This window comes from Nocardioides campestrisoli, from assembly GCF_013624435.2.
Taxonomy (GTDB): Bacteria; Actinomycetota; Actinomycetes; order Propionibacteriales; family Nocardioidaceae; genus Nocardioides; species Nocardioides campestrisoli.
Genome location: NZ_CP061768.1, coordinates 1,033,598 through 1,047,365 on the forward strand (window position 1 = coordinate 1,033,598; position 13,768 = coordinate 1,047,365).

A 13,768-nucleotide genomic window follows, 5' to 3' on the forward strand; every position below is an offset into this window, starting at 1 on the left:
TCGACGGCCGCCCGTCGCCGTACGTCATGTTCAACAACCTGCCGCGCACCGGGGACGCGGAGCGGTTCCGGGATCTGCTCTCCGGCTGAGCCCTCCCGAGGATCATCGGGCACCCCGGGCGAAAACGCTGGCACCGGGCCGCGTCACCTGACTAGGTTCGGCAAATGACCTTGGCGTGGGAACAAGTGATCGTCCACTCGCAGGACCCGGCGGCCTTGGGGCAGTGGTGGGCAGAGGCGCTCGAGGGCAACGAGCTCTGCATCCTCAGCCAGCCCGGGCAGTAGCGGGCACGAGCTCGTGGTGCGCACCGGGGGACAGCACGGCGGCGACCTGAGCACCCCCACGCTGGCTCGGGCGCGGCTGCTGACCGTCGTCTGGCTGGTCTCCTCGGTGCTCAGCGTCGTGCTGCTACCGCTCGTGGGGGTCGCCCGGGAGGACGTCACGTTGCTGCGCGTCACCGGCGTGGTGGGGGTGGCCGCGCTCTTCGCCGCGCAGCTGCTGGTGATGTGGTCCGCGGTGACGCCGTGGGCCTCAGCGTCCCTGCACCGTCGCGCCCAGGGGGTCTTCGTAGCGGCGACGATCGCAAGCCTGCCCATGGTCGCGCCCGTCGCGGTGGACCGGTGGGCGACGTGGGCCTGGCTGGGGGCGAGCGTGGTCGGGACCGCGCCCCTGCTGTGGCGATGGTCGACCACGGCGGTGGTCGCCGGGGCGGTCACCGCGACCAGCGTCGTGGTGGCGCTCGTGCTCGGCGGCGACTGGACGACGTACGCCGGAATCACCCTGGGGTTCGGCGCCGGGCTCGCGCTGCTCAACTCCGCCCCGGTGTGGCTGTGGGAGCTGCTGGTCCGCGCCGACGCGACGCAGCAGGCGGGTGCCCGGGCGGCGGCCGCGCGGGAGCGGAACCGGTTCGGTCGCGACGTGCACGACGTCCTCGGGCACGACCTGACCGTGATCGCCCTCAAGGCCGAGCTGGCGGCGCGCACCGTCGCCTCCGACCCGGCGACCTCGGCCCGGGAGTCCGAGGAGGTCCGGGCCCTGGCCCAGGCGGCGCTGGGCCGGATCCGCGGCGCGCTGGCTGCCGAGCGGCACGCCGACCTGGCGGGCGAGCTGGCCGAGACGGCCCGGGTGCTGGCGACGGCCGGGGTGCGCAGCGAGGTCGACGCCCAGCCGCTGCCGCTGTCGCCGCCGGCGGTGGACGTGCTGTCGATGGTGCTCAAGGAGGCGACCACCAACGTGCTCCGGCACAGCGACGCGCAGTGGTGCCGGATCGCCCTCGACGCCGACGAGGGCCGGGTCCGGCTCACGGTCCACAACGACCGTCCAGGTCCCGACGGGTCCGCCGCCGGGTCGGGTCTGACCGGGTTGCGCGAGCGCCTGGCCGCGGTGGGCGGGGAGCTGGTGGTACGTCGCGAGCCCGACTCGTTCCTGCTCTGCGCCACGGTCTCGGTCGACCATGGCTGAGCGTCTGCGGGTGCTCGTCGCCGACGACGAGACGACCATCCGAGCCGCCCTGTCCGCCCTGCTCGCCCTGGAGGACGACCTCCACGTGGTGGCCCAGGCGGGCGACGGGCACGAGGCGGTCGAGCAGGCTCGCCGGCACCGGCCGGACGTGGCGGTGCTCGACCTGGAGATGCCCGGCGGCGACGGGATCTCCGCGGTGGCCGAGCTGCGTCGGGCGGTCCCGGACTGCGCCGTCGTGCTGCTCAGCGGCCGGGGCCGTCCCGCGCACCTGCGCGACGCCCTGGAGGCGGGCGCGCTCGCCTTCGTCGCCAAGGGAGCGCCCGCCGGGACGCTGGCAGAGGTGATCCGCGGGGCGCACCGCGGTGAGCGGTACGTCGACCCCGCGCTGGCTGCGGACGCCCTCACCGCCCCGCCCAACCCGCTCTCGGAGCGCGAGCTGGAGGTGCTCCGGCTCGCGGCCCTCGACCTCCCGACCGCCGTGATCGCACGGCGTACGAACCTGGCGGGCGGGACCGTGCGCAACTACGTCGCCGCCGCGACGGCCAAGCTCGGCGCCGCCTCCAAGGCCCAGGCGATCGCCATCGCCCGCGCCCAGGGGTGGATCAGGTAGGGGTGGCTCAGGTCGACAGGGCCAGCGCCACGGCCGCGGCCCCGAGCGGCACGTCGAGCAGGAAGCAGAACTCGGCCAGACCGCGGCTGACCACGTCGTCGCGGCGCCAGTGCCGGTAGTCCCAGAGCGCGTGGCTCACCAGCGTGAGGCCGGCCAGCGCGAGGCCGAGCTGCGGCGAGATGAGCACGGCGGCCACGGCGAGGCCGCCGAAGCCGAGCAGGGCCAGGCTCTGGTCGGCCAGGACGCGGCGCGGCGTCGGACCGCGCAGGCCGACACCGACCAGAACAACCGCGTAGCCTGCCAGCCCCACCCACCAGGGGATGCCGGCCAGCTCGCTCAGCACGACCGCGAGCGAGCTGATGAGGATGCCGGCCCACGCGACCCAGGGCCGACCCAGCGCCGCGGCGGCCAGGTAGCAGCTGGCAGCGGCCGTGACCGTGATGGCGACGCCCTCGGCGTCGACGCCGGTGAGGATCTGGGAGACGGCGACCGCGAGGCCGACGAGGGCAGGGAGGTACCGCCAGGAGTGTCGGGTGCCGGCAGGCTGCGGGCTCGTCGCCGCGGAGGTGGATGACGGTGTCTTCTCGGGAGTTCTCATGGCATCGACCCTGCGGCCGCCCTGCGCACCCGCACCCCGTGCACTTGTCACCAGTCGATGGTGCCGGACGCGGGGGCAGCGCTCAGCGACCTCGGTTCGTTTTCAGAGGAGGTGCGGGAGGGGCCAGGTCTCGCCGGTGGAGCTGTCGACAAGGGCGGCCCGGTCGACCTGCAAGGTCAGCGGCAGCAGGTCCGAGATCATCCGGACGACGCTGGCCAGCCGGGTGCCCTGGGCGTGGGTGGCGATCGAGACGTGCGGCAACCACCGGCCGACCCGGTAGTGGTGGTGCAGCTCAGCGCCGGCGACCTCCACGGCGGTCACGACACGTGCCTGGCGCATCCCGACGTCGGGCGCGAGCGCGGGCGCCAGGGCGGCGCGGCCGCGGGGGAACGCCAGCGTGCCGTGCAGCGACAGCGAGAACGGGTCGGCGGCCGGAAGGGCGCAGAGCGCCTCGTGAACCGGTGCCAGCTCCCAGTCGAGGAGGACCGCGTAGGAGAGGTGCGGGTGGTGAAGTCGATGCGTGTGGCTGGCCAGCGTGGAGATCCCCGCGTCCTCCAGGCGCGACCAGAGGTCCCGCACCCGCCGCTCCGAGCGGGCGTCGAAGAGGAGGCAGACCGCGAGCGCCACCTCACAAGCATCCGGGAGTCGTCAAGCGGCTCGCCTGTGCGGCGTCCACTCACCCGGCGGGATGGTCACCTGCTGGGTCCGTCGCCGAACGCGCCCGCGAGGATCCGGACGAGACGAGAGGTCAGGTCCTGCACGGTGGAGCCGTCCGGCTCGCCATGATTGGGATTGACCTCGCAGACGGTCAGGCCGCAGAAGTTGGGCGCGGCCACCAGCACCTCGAGCGCCGCCATCACGGTGTCCAGCTTCAGTGCGACGTTCCGGCGGGTGTTCTCGGCCAGCGGGGCGTCCGCGAAGTCGACCACGTCGATGTCGAGATGCACCAGCAGCCGGTCGAACTGTGCGGCCCATCCCTTCACCACCCGGCTGGCGGCCCCGACCGGGTCGTCACGCACCTCGTCGTGGTGGACCCAGGCGATGCCGCGTTCGTCGATGACGCCGCGCTCGAAGGAGGTCGGCTCGACCTGACCGAACAGCAGGAGCTGCTCAGGGTCGAGGAGCGGGACGCGAGGACCGACCCCCGCGAGGCTCGCGACGGTCCCGTCCACAGCCAGCAGGTGGGCCACTCCCATCCAGTCCAGCGCGCCGTCGTCGGTGCTCTGCGGAGTGTTCAGGTCGGCGTCGTGATCGACGTAGACCAGCCCCAAGGTCCCGGGCGCCGTGGCGGCGCCGGCCACGGTCCCGACCTCCACGGTGCAGTCACCGCCGAGGACCAGCACCTTGGAACCGTCCACGGCCAGGGCGTCGCCGACCTTGGCCGCGACGCTGCCGGCCGTCTGGGCGACCAGGTCTGCGTTCCTCGCGCGCGGGTTGTCCGGGTCGTCCCGCATGCGGATCGTCTCGGTGTCGCCCGCGTCCTCGACGTCCACGCCGCGCCCTCGGAGCAGGTCGATCAGGCCGGCGTCCCGCAACGCACGCGGGGCCTGCTCCTGGCCCGGCCCGTACGCCCCGGCGCTGCTCGGCGCCCCGATCACGACCAGTCGCTCCGTCATGCGACCACTCTGGCGGGCCCCGAGGGCCACCGCAACGGTGCGCTACCCGGGCCGGGGCTCGTCGATGACGTCCTCCTGCGCGCTCGTTCTCCGTGTCCGCGCCTGCCGAGGTGATGTCGCGGGCGCCAGGTTGTGGGGGAGGCTGGTCCCGTGCGCATCTACCGGCAGGCCCTGCGAGGACACGGCTACGCCTTCCACGGACTGACCGAGCTGTTGGCCAAGGCCTCCCCGCTGCGGTCCGGCGACGAGCTGGCCGGGTGCGCGGCCGAGGACCCGCTGGAGCGGGTGGCCGCCCAGGTGGCGCTGGCCGACGTACGGCTCACGGACTTCCTGGACGACCTCGTCGTCGCCTACGAGGACGACGAGGTGAGCCGGCTGATCGTGGACTCACTCGACCTGGACGCCTTCGCGGCCGTCTCCGAGCTCACCGTCGGCGGGCTGCGTGACCATCTGCTGGAGACCGCCTCCAGTCCTGGGGCCGCTGCCGCGCTGGCCGCGCTCGCCCCTGGTCTGATGCCGGAGATGGTGGCGGGCGTCTCGAAGATCATGCGCAACCAGGACCTCGTCGTGGTCGCCCGGGCGGTCGACGTCCGGTCGCGGTTCCGCACCACCGTCGGCGGGCCGGGCCGGCTCTCCACCCGGTTGCAGCCGAACCACCCGCTGGACGACCCGCGCGGTGTGGCCGCCTCGGTCCTCGACGGACTGCTCCTGGGCTGCGGGGACGCGGTGATCGGCATCAACCCGGCCTCGGACTCACCCGACGCGGCGCACGACCTGCTGGTGCTGCTCGACGAGGTCCGCACCACGTACGAGATCCCCACCCAGTCCTGCGTCCTGGCCCACGTGACCACCACCCTGGAGCTGATCGAGCGGGGTGCCCCCGTGGACCTGGTCTTCCAGTCCATCGGCGGCACCGAGGCGACCAACCGGTCCTTCGGGGTCGACCTCGCCCTGCTGACCGAGGCCAGGGACGCGGCGCTCTCGCTGGGCCGCGGCACCGTCGGGCAGGACGTCATGTACTTCGAGACCGGCCAGGGGTCCTCGCTGTCGGCCGACGCGCACCTCGGCACCGGGGGACGCCCGGTGGACCAGCAGACCCTGGAGGCCAGGGCGTACGGCCTCGCCCGCCACCTCAGCCCGTTCCTGGTGAACACCGTGGTCGGTTTCATCGGTCCGGAGTACCTCTACGACGGCAAGCAGATCACCCGCGCCGGCCTCGAGGACCACTTCTGCGGGAAGCTGCTGGGACTGCCGATGGGCGTCGACGTCTGCTACACCAACCACTCGATGGCCGACCAGGACGACATGGACGTGCTGCTGGTCTCGCTCGCCGCAGCGGGGGTCTCGTTCATCATCACCGTGCCGGGTGGGGACGACGTGATGCTCGGCTACCAGAGCGCCTCCTTCCACGACGCCCTCGCCGTACGCGAGCTGCTGGACCTGCGACCCGCCCCGGAGTTCGAGGAGTGGCTGGCGGGGCTGGGACTGCTCTCGGCCGACGGCTCGGTCCTCCCGCTGGAGCACTCGCCGCTGTCGGGGCTGGGCTCGTGAGCACCCCCGACTGGGTGCGGCTGCGGCAGTCGACCAGCGCGCGGATCGGCCTGGGACGGGCCGGCAACGCGGTGCCGGCCGCGGCCGACCTGGAGCTGCGGATCGCGCACGCCGAGGCGCGACGCAACGTCCTGACCGACCTGGACGCCGACGCCCTGGTGCGGGACTTCCGCGCCGCCGGCCTCCCCGCCCCGGTCCGGGTGCGCTCCCAGGCCCGGGACCGCGCCGAGTACCTGCGCCGGCCCGACCTCGGCCGGCTGCTGTCCGAGGAGGACCGCGACTCGCTGGACGCCGTGGTGCCCGGTGAGCGCGACGGCGCGGGTGCGGGCAGTCGTCCGAGCCTGGTCGTGGTGTGCGCGGACGGGCTGTCGGCCCAGGCCACCCAGCGCCACGCCCTGCCGCTGCTGGCGGAGCTGCTGCCGCGCCTGGACGTGGAGGTCGTGGCCTGCCTGGTCGCGACCCAGGCCCGCGTCGCCCTCGGCGACCCGATCGGTCACGCGTTCGGTGCGACCCTGGTGCTGGTGCTCATCGGGGAGCGCCCCGGACTCTCGTCGCCGGACAGCCTGAGCGCCTACCTGACCTTCGACCCGAAGCCTGGACGCACCGATGCCGAGCGCAACTGCGTCTCGAACATCCGCACCCCGGGCGGTCAGTCGTACGCCGGTGCCGCGCGGGTGCTGGAGGCGCTCGTACGTTCGGTCCTCGCCGTCGGCGCGAGTGGCGTCGGGGTCAAGGACCTGACGTCGCGGGAGGACGAGACCCGGCGGCTGGGCTGAGTCCGGCAGCCGCTCTGGCGGCTCGCTCGATCTTCGCGCGCTGCCCGGACCAGAAGGCGACGTCGTCCTCGGAGGGCCTCTTCGTCGCGTTGGTGCCCACGGCCCCGTCGAGCTCCTCGCGGAGGATGTCGGCATGCCCGGCGTGCCGACTGGTCTCGGCGATCTCGTGCACCAGGACCCCGAACAGCGTCACCTCGGGGCGTGGCCACCAGGGCACGTGGCCAGGCGCATCGAGGGGGAGGGCGTCGATCGTCGCGTCGCTGTGCTCCCAGAGCCTGCGCCAGCCGTCGATGATCTCCGCGCGGGACTCGTGCTCGGTCGCCCACATGCCTGCAAGGTCCGCGTCCTCGTCGTCCCAAGGAGGCAACGCCTCGGGGAAGGGGCGGCCGAAGACCTCGCCGAAGTATCTGGCTTCCCACGTGGACATGTGCTTGATCAAGCCCAGCAGGTTCGTACCCGTGGTGGTCATGGGACGACGGACCTCGTACTCGGAGAGCCCGTCGGTCTTCGCCACCACCGCTTCGCGGAGGCGCTTGAGGCAGTCGTGGAGCTGAGGCTTCGCGAGGTCGTCAAGCACCACGCGAGCGTGGCATCCGGCCGTGCGGGTCGCAAGCCCCTCGGCAGTGGTGCTGACGGCGTCGGGGTCAAGGACCTGACGTCGCGGGAGGACGAGGCGGCGCGGCCAGGTGCTCACGACGCTCCCGTGCGGTCGCCGTCCTGGGGCGTCGTGTCTCAGCCGGGGCCGAGCGGATGGGAGAGGTCGTAGGCGCGCGCGAGCTTCTTCGGGACGACCATGCGCCACGCGTCCACGACCAGCTCCCGGGCCTCGCCCGGGTCGAGGGCAGCGAGCTCGGCGTGCACCCAGTGGAAGCGCATGTCGGAGGTCGGGGGAAGGTGGAACTTGTGCGGCTCGCCGGCGACCAGCGCAGCGCGCTCCTCCCTCGGGAACGCGAACCCCATCACGGTCTCGTCCAGGGAGAACGCCGTGTAGACGAGCTGCTTGACGCGGAACTTGAGGCGACCCCGCACATACACCTCGTACGAGCGCTCCAGCTCCGAGCCGAGCGGCCGGACGTCCTCGATCGTCGCCATGCCGCCACCACCCGTCAACGCTGTCGCAGGGACTCCAGCCAGGGTCGCATGTTGGCGACGGCGTCAGGCATGAACTCCAGCTCGTCGAGCATCTCCAGCAGCCGCTCCGGGGTCACCCACTGGCCCCACGCGACCTCCGCGGGCTGCCAGCGGATCGGGCCGTCCCAGAGGCACTCGTAGCAGTAGGCGTGGAACCTGGCCCGGTCGTCCGCGTAGTCCGCCTCGAAGAGCGGCACCAGCCGCGCGCCCGAGACCCCCAGCTCCTCCTCGACCTCCCGGGTCGCGGACAGGAGCGGATCCTCGCCCGCCTGGAGCACGCCACCCGCGGTGAAGTCGTAGAGGCCGGGATAGAGGTCCTTGGTCGCCGTGCGGCGATGGACGTAGACCAGTCCGTCGGAGTTGCGCACCACCACGTGGGTGGCGGCATGGCGCAGGTTGTCGCGTCGCACCCGGGCCCGGTCGGCCACCTCGCCGGACGGCCGACCGTCCGGCCCGTACAGGGCGACCTGCTCGCTCGGGGAAGAACCTGTCACGTGCTGGAGTCTCGCACCTCGATCTCGGGGCACGCGCTCGCTGCTGACGGTGTCTTCTCGGGAGCTCTCATGGCACCGGCCCTGCGCCCGCCTGGCGCGCCCGCATCCCGCTAGCCTGCGGTCATGTTCCTCCCCGTTCTCGGCGCCTTGGGCTTCCTCGACGCGCATGACGCCCGCAGGGCGATGGGACTGGCGGAGCGGTTCGAGGAGCAGCGCCGGAACGGCACGCTGCCGGACGTGCCGACATGGTGAGGCCCTCGCGGCGGGGCAGCACGTGGTTCGTGTGGGTGGCGGGAGTGGCCGCGATCGTTGTCTTGGCGCTCGTGATCTCGTGGGCGATGTTCGGGGGGAGTGAGGACGACGACTCACGCCCCACCGCGCAGCCCACCCGCCCCGCCGGCCTGTCGTCGAGCAGCCCATCGCCCGGCGACGAGGCATCGCCCAGCCAACGCTTCGTCCGGTTCCAGGAGTTCCCCCTGGACCTGGGTTGGGACGCCTACGGCCCCTCGGTCAATGGGCCGGGCCGCGACTTGGCTGGGGTCCAGATGCCGGAGTGGCACCCCCGGGACGGGGTGCTGTACAGGTCCGGCTACCAGGACACGCTGGCCGCCTCCGCCTCCGGCGCCTTCCCACTTGGCGCTCCCAAACTCGGTCGTACGTCAGGCCTCACACGCGGGCTCCTGGGTTACCCGAACGCGCGAGCCGCGCGCTCCGCCTTCCGGGCACTGGTCGACGCGGTGGCCGACTGGCCCGTCTTCATGGATCCGTACGGAGGGAAGACCGCATACTCCGCCGAGGTGTACGAGTCGATCGACGAGGCGAACGCCGGGCGGGAGACAACGACGTTCACCTTTGCCTACACCTCCTCCGACGCGCCGTGGGGGGTGCTCTACCAGTTCGCGCTCGTCGACGACGTCATCTACGGCAGTGACGTCAAGGGCGGATGGACGCCGCAGAATGCGGCCGCACGTGTCGCCGAGCTGGACAAGGAGAACCGGCCGTTGATCAAGCTCCTGCCGCGAATCGACCGCTCCCAGGGATCGTGATGCCCAGGGCAGGGTGCGTTCACCCGGGTTGGCTGTGTCCAGGCCCCTAGGTGTGCTCTACCTCCGCCGGAACTCGTCGATGACGTTCCCCTCGTCGTCCAGCACCACCCAGCGGCCGAAGCCCTCCGGGTGCTGCCGAGTCAGCTCAGCCAGGTGTGCCTCCTCAGGATCGACGGGCAGATCAGGGGTGGACGACGCGACCAGGGCGTACTGCTCGTAGACGAGGAAGTGTTCGTCCTCCTCCATGCTCAGCGCCGCTTCGCGGACCGCCCGGACCGCGGCGCCGAACTCCCCGAACGGGATGCTGACCATGTCGTCCCACTCCTCGCGGGTCATCACGATCTCCACCGTCCTGGTGGAGTCGTCAGGGTGCGCGAACGTGAGCGTGATCCGCCCGGGCTCGGTCGCTGTGGCCGTGCCCCAGTCGTTCAGGAACTCCACCAGGCGCTCCCACAGCCGGTCGTACGTCATGCCGCAGCATGGCAGGTCCGGGGGAGACGATGCCCGTCACCGAAGCCCAATGCCCCGAGGTCGAGATCCTGTACGCGGCCGCCCGCGACGCCGCACGAGGCCTGACTCCCGGGTCCTGGGAGAGCGTGGGGGCGTTGACGTGGTTGGCGCGAACCCGGGCCCATTCGCGGCGGTAAGACGCACTCAATGCGGCAGATCCGGGCGTTCGTGGTCTCTTGGTCTTGGCAGGCGCAGCGCACCCGTCAGACTCCGGTGACGAGGGCCGACAAGTGCGGCTGCACCAGGGCCAGAACCTGCACGTGCGTGGTCGGGTCCGCCGAGATGACGAGACCGCGCCCCGTGTGCAGTGGGTCGCCCGCGAGATCCGTGACGACGCAGCCGGCGGCCTCAGCTATCGCGATTCCCGCGGCGAAGTGGACGTTGTTCCGGAATGAGCCGTCTGAGATGTAGGAGGCTCTGCGACCTGCGGCGACCCAGGCGACACCCAGCGTCGACGAGATGACCCTGGGGCCGTAGGCGGCTCGAACCCGGCGATCGTGGACGAGCTGGCCGCCAACGAATGGTCGATCCAACGGTCCGTCGCAGTTGATCTCGAGCAGGGCGGAAGCCGGACTCGGCTCGAGGGCTTGTTCTGTGCCGTCACTGCGGCGGACGAGTGTGCGGGACCCATCGGTCCAGAACAGCTCGCCGGCTATCGGATCGGCAACGGCGGCGGCGACGTTCCTACCGTTCTGGATGAGGGCGACGTTGACCGCCAGGAGAGGCGTGGTGGCCGCGAAGTTCAACGTGCCGCAGAGCGGATCGATGAGCCACCGCCGCGACGCCGTGCGCGATCCGGAATCGCCCGACTCCTCGCCGGTGCGGGCGTCGGCCGGGCGATGCCTCTGCAGAACTCCGACGATCACCTCTTCCGCGGCGATGTCGGTCTCGGTGGCGAAGTCGGTGGAAGTCTTCGCGAAACGCACGTGCTCGGATCCGTAGTTGCGCGCCACCACGTCGGCGCCTGCCCGGGCCGCCGAGATCGCGACCTCGACGTCGGTCAGCCCCATGCGGCGACCCTACTCACGTCGACACCTCGCAGGAGGTACGTCCATCGCACGCATCTCGGCAGATGAGTGCGTCCGGCTCGCGGCGGGATGACGCATGGCGCCAGTACACGCTTGCTGTTGGCGGACGAAGCAATCACCCCTTCGAGCCGCTCGATCTATCGCGGGCCTACTCGTCGTCAGGCCACGCCTCGCCAGGTGGCCAAGGGTCCGGGAGCCCGAAGAACTGGTCCGCCCTCGTCGGCGCTGAGATCTCAACCAGCGTGCTGCCGGCAAGGCTCAGCGTGTCGCCCGGCAACCCGACCGCTTCGGGAAGCTGGTGGACCGGGTTCGGGTGTCGCCACAGGATCGTCTCCGCTCGTTGAACGTGGTACGGCATGAGCTGATTCACGAGGAGAACGCCAGAGACGTTGCGGTTGGTCCACTCCGGTGGCGTGCCGAAGTAGCCGTCCGGCTGCCGGATTTCCCGGGTCACCATCGAACCGTCGGGCGCCTCGCCAATCTGCACGGCGACGTGCCCGTACATGGCGTTGCCGCTGTGCCAGCGGTCCCTGTCGTGGATGTACGTGCCGACCGCGATGATGAATGGCGCCCCGAGGTTCCCGTACTCGTGGTGCTTCGTCGCTAGTGCCTTCTTAATCGCCGGTGCGCCATCGATGAAGTCGACGCCCGTGTGCCCGTAGATACCAATCGCCCGGTCGTTGCGCGTCGTGCCTCTGGCTTCGGGCTTCTTCGGAACCGCCCGGAACGTAACCGCCCAGCCATCGTGCTCCCACCGACGCATCGGAGCGGCGTCCGCATCCCACGGGACATCGGGGTTGAGCTCCGCGAGCCAGCGTCGGAGGTCCTTCCGAAGGCGTGCTGAGGCGGGCGGCGAGGCCCCCTCTTCGAGCTCGTCCAGCCACAGCATGAAGTTGGGGTCGCCCAACCGATTGACCGTGTCGAAGAGTGCGGCTCGGCGTTGCGCCGCCGCCTTCTCGGCTGGAGTCGAGCCGGGCGCGATGGCCTCGACGAAGAACCCGAGGTCATCGCGCTCTGCCAGGAAATCCGGGCGGCGCCTGGTGCCATGAACCTCGGGATGAATCGTGACGGTGTACCCAGCCCTTACGAGGCTTTCGTGCAGGTAGAGCTCAAGGAACGCGCTGCGGAACTGCTCGTCGTCGCGGGACCGGAACCGCTGCCGCAGGTCGTTGTGCTCCGGCTCGCTGGGGATTCGGTCGAGCCACTTCTGCATGAGGGCACGAGGGTGCTCCCAGTAGGCACCCGCAATGCGGTTGAGGAACTCGAAGGTGGACTCCTGGTGGGTCGACGGCGTGGCGTCGGTACGCCCGAAATCATCGAACAGCGGTTGGCGTTGTTCCCCCATGCGGGCCAGCGTGCCAGTACCCGCCGACAGCGACGCGGCAACGCGCGTTGTTGTCTGCAGGGGTCTTGAGCAGAGCAGCACAACGGATCCTCCGAAGATCCGCGTGTCCGACAGGCGGCGGTAAGACGCACTGATCGGCGCATCCGGATGGAGACGACTTGGGGTGGTGAGCGTTTACGAGGGCCTCCGTGGAGGTACCTCTTCCGTGACTGAAGGCGCTGTCGGCGCATCCCCGGCCTGCAAGGATGACGAGTTTGTTGACGAACGCTCTCGTGAGTGAGGAACCCGTACATCATGGGTGATGGACAACGGTTGTCGACTGGCGCCTGGGCAGGTGTTCGAGCAGGCGTTGGTGCCACATTCGTCGTTGGTGTCTTGATGGGGTTCGTTGTCTTCGACAACGTGTGGGCGGGAATGGTCGCGGGAGCCATCACCGCCGGTTTGATGGCCCTGATCATCTACGGGCTTATGGGCATAGGCCGACACCGCTGACCTGGACGTGCACTGGAAACGGTCGGTTCTGATTTGCGCACGGACCGTGGCAGACGAGTGCGTTGCTCATGTCAAGATGCGTACGTTTCTGACTCCATGCGCCTGTGTCTGGCACGCGGGGAATGACGCGGGCACTCCAGCGGTGCCGCGGACTCTGTCGTCCCGCCCTTCTCTCATCGGCTAGCAACCGTGACACGTGCACTAGCTCCGTCGACGAGGCTCGCCTCGGCGAGTTCGGTGCGTCGGTCAGCTTGAATTGGAGTTTGTCTCAGGCCAGAGCGTGGCGACTGTCGCGAAGACACGGGCGATGACGGGCGCTGCCATTCCCAATGTCCAGACCTGCTGCACCCGCGCATGACTGAACCCATTACGTAGCCGACGAGCGCCCTCGTCGAGAGACTCGAATGCCGTCGCGTCGAGCAGTCCTTGTCTGTGAGCTCGAATGATGAGGTCCCCAAGCGCGTCTTTCGGACGGCTAAGGCGATGCGCGAGCGCGGCCTCGAGTGCGATAAACGCCTGCTGTACCGCGACGGTTGCGAACTCGTACACGTAGAAGCCGTGGCAGTACAGCGATCGAGTGACAGACAGGAGGCCTGCGACTTCCGTCGGCGTCTGCGAGGTCACCACCCACGTGTCCGTAAGAGACGCGAACCGCTCAGGTGTCATCGAGATCGGCTGGCCCGCCGACTCGAACCCAGCGATCATCAGCGCGACGCGCGGGTCAACAGGAACCGGAAACGTCTGGGATCTCACGTTGCGAACCTAGACCTCGTCACCGACATCGCGACGCCGCCGACGGACCCGGGTCACTCGTCGCCGCCCGGCACGGATCGACAAATTCCACTGCTGGTGAGCGCGGGATCCGGCGACGTCAGCGGATAGACGCGGTCCTGGGCGCATGTGAAGTTGGAATGTCGGTGGCCTGCGAGATCGTCATCCCATGAACGAATGGTTGGAGCCCATCAGCGCTGCAGGAACCCTCGTGGCAATCGGAACGTCGCTGTTCCTCCTCGCTCAGGGCCAGCGCGATCGCCGCGAAGCGGCGAATGATCGAAGGCGCGAGCAAGCGTCGCGCGTGACGTGTTGGGCGGAATGGAAGTCAGATTGGGA

Annotated in this window: 16 protein-coding genes; 6 read left to right on the forward strand and 10 right to left on the reverse strand. The window is 70.5% G+C overall.

Annotated elements, in window-relative coordinates; genetic code table 11:
• Nucleotides 1-300: 300 nt before the first annotated feature.
• Both H8838_RS04965 and H8838_RS04970 read left to right on the forward strand, forming a co-directional pair.
• Complete coding sequence (locus H8838_RS04965; RefSeq protein ID WP_185996071.1) at nt 301-1,461, forward strand: sensor histidine kinase; 1,161 nt, start codon at nt 301-303, stop codon at nt 1,459-1,461.
• Nucleotides 1,454-2,071 (forward strand): response regulator transcription factor, encoded by a 618-nt coding sequence (locus H8838_RS04970; protein ID WP_185996072.1) that lies wholly within the window; start codon nt 1,454-1,456, stop codon nt 2,069-2,071. The genes H8838_RS04965 and H8838_RS04970 overlap by 8 nt, the downstream gene beginning before the upstream one ends.
• Nucleotides 2,072-2,078: 7 nt before the next feature.
• Here H8838_RS04970 and H8838_RS04975 read toward each other — a convergent pair whose 3' ends face one another.
• The 3 genes from H8838_RS04975 to H8838_RS04985 all read right to left on the reverse strand — a co-directional run bounded on the left by H8838_RS04975 (nt 2,079) and on the right by H8838_RS04985 (nt 4,285).
• A complete protein-coding gene (locus H8838_RS04975) occupies nt 2,079-2,669 on the reverse strand; it encodes a hypothetical protein (RefSeq protein WP_185996073.1) in 591 nt (196 codons plus the stop codon).
• Between the two features lie 102 nt (nt 2,670-2,771).
• On the reverse strand, nt 2,772-3,296 hold the full coding sequence (locus H8838_RS04980; RefSeq protein ID WP_185996074.1) for a 2'-5' RNA ligase family protein: 525 nt from the start codon (nt 3,294-3,296) through the stop codon (nt 2,772-2,774).
• Nucleotides 3,297-3,361: 65 nt separating this feature from the next.
• Nucleotides 3,362-4,285, reverse strand: a complete 924-nt coding sequence (locus H8838_RS04985) for an arginase family protein (RefSeq protein ID WP_185996075.1) — start codon at nt 4,283-4,285, stop codon at nt 3,362-3,364.
• A 150-nt stretch (nt 4,286-4,435) separates the two neighbouring features.
• Here H8838_RS04985 and H8838_RS04990 point away from each other — a divergent pair, with 150 nt between their 5' ends.
• Nucleotides 4,436-5,836 (forward strand): ethanolamine ammonia-lyase subunit EutB, encoded by a 1,401-nt coding sequence (locus tag H8838_RS04990; protein WP_181311544.1) that lies wholly within the window; start codon nt 4,436-4,438, stop codon nt 5,834-5,836.
• Nucleotides 5,833-6,612 carry an ethanolamine ammonia-lyase subunit EutC gene (eutC, locus tag H8838_RS04995; protein WP_185996076.1) on the forward strand — a complete coding sequence of 260 codons (780 nt, stop codon included), beginning with the start codon at nt 5,833-5,835 and terminating at the stop codon, nt 6,610-6,612. The genes H8838_RS04990 and eutC overlap by 4 nt, the downstream gene beginning before the upstream one ends.
• Here the strand turns inward: eutC and H8838_RS05000 are convergent.
• The 3 genes from H8838_RS05000 to H8838_RS05010 all read right to left on the reverse strand — a co-directional run bounded on the left by H8838_RS05000 (nt 6,566) and on the right by H8838_RS05010 (nt 8,237).
• Nucleotides 6,566-7,189 carry a DinB family protein gene (locus H8838_RS05000; protein WP_185996077.1) on the reverse strand — a complete coding sequence of 208 codons (624 nt, stop codon included), beginning with the start codon at nt 7,187-7,189 and terminating at the stop codon, nt 6,566-6,568. The two genes, eutC and H8838_RS05000, sit on opposite strands and share 47 nt — an antisense overlap.
• Nucleotides 7,190-7,344: 155 nt before the next feature.
• Entirely contained in the window at nt 7,345-7,704 is a 360-nt protein-coding gene (locus tag H8838_RS05005) for an MmcQ/YjbR family DNA-binding protein (RefSeq protein ID WP_185996078.1), read from the reverse strand.
• 14 nt (nt 7,705-7,718) lie between these two features.
• Complete coding sequence (locus H8838_RS05010) at nt 7,719-8,237, reverse strand: NUDIX hydrolase (protein ID WP_224766389.1); 519 nt, start codon at nt 8,235-8,237, stop codon at nt 7,719-7,721.
• Between the two features lie 123 nt (nt 8,238-8,360).
• Here H8838_RS05010 and H8838_RS20180 point away from each other — a divergent pair, with 123 nt between their 5' ends.
• Both H8838_RS20180 and H8838_RS05015 read left to right on the forward strand, forming a co-directional pair.
• Nucleotides 8,361-8,489, forward strand: a complete 129-nt coding sequence (locus H8838_RS20180) for a hypothetical protein (RefSeq protein ID WP_263458203.1) — start codon at nt 8,361-8,363, stop codon at nt 8,487-8,489.
• Between the two features lie 35 nt (nt 8,490-8,524).
• On the forward strand, nt 8,525-9,283 hold the full coding sequence (locus tag H8838_RS05015; RefSeq protein WP_191465650.1) for a hypothetical protein: 759 nt from the start codon (nt 8,525-8,527) through the stop codon (nt 9,281-9,283).
• 57 nt (nt 9,284-9,340) lie between these two features.
• On the opposite strand, the gene H8838_RS05020 is transcribed toward H8838_RS05015, so the two are convergent.
• From H8838_RS05020 to H8838_RS05035, 4 genes are all read right to left on the reverse strand, one after another.
• The gene (locus H8838_RS05020; RefSeq protein ID WP_185996081.1) at nt 9,341-9,754 is read right to left on the reverse strand and encodes a hypothetical protein; all 414 of its coding nucleotides are present in this window, start codon (nt 9,752-9,754) and stop codon (nt 9,341-9,343) included.
• 242 nt (nt 9,755-9,996) lie between these two features.
• Nucleotides 9,997-10,803 carry an inositol monophosphatase family protein gene (locus tag H8838_RS05025; RefSeq protein ID WP_185996082.1) on the reverse strand — a complete coding sequence of 269 codons (807 nt, stop codon included), beginning with the start codon at nt 10,801-10,803 and terminating at the stop codon, nt 9,997-9,999.
• A gap of 166 nt (nt 10,804-10,969) precedes the next feature.
• The gene (locus tag H8838_RS05030) at nt 10,970-12,166 is read right to left on the reverse strand and encodes a hypothetical protein (protein ID WP_185996083.1); all 1,197 of its coding nucleotides are present in this window, start codon (nt 12,164-12,166) and stop codon (nt 10,970-10,972) included.
• Nucleotides 12,167-12,904: 738 nt separating this feature from the next.
• The gene (locus tag H8838_RS05035) at nt 12,905-13,411 is read right to left on the reverse strand and encodes a hypothetical protein (protein WP_185996084.1); all 507 of its coding nucleotides are present in this window, start codon (nt 13,409-13,411) and stop codon (nt 12,905-12,907) included.
• Between the last annotated feature and the right edge of the window lie 357 nt (nt 13,412-13,768).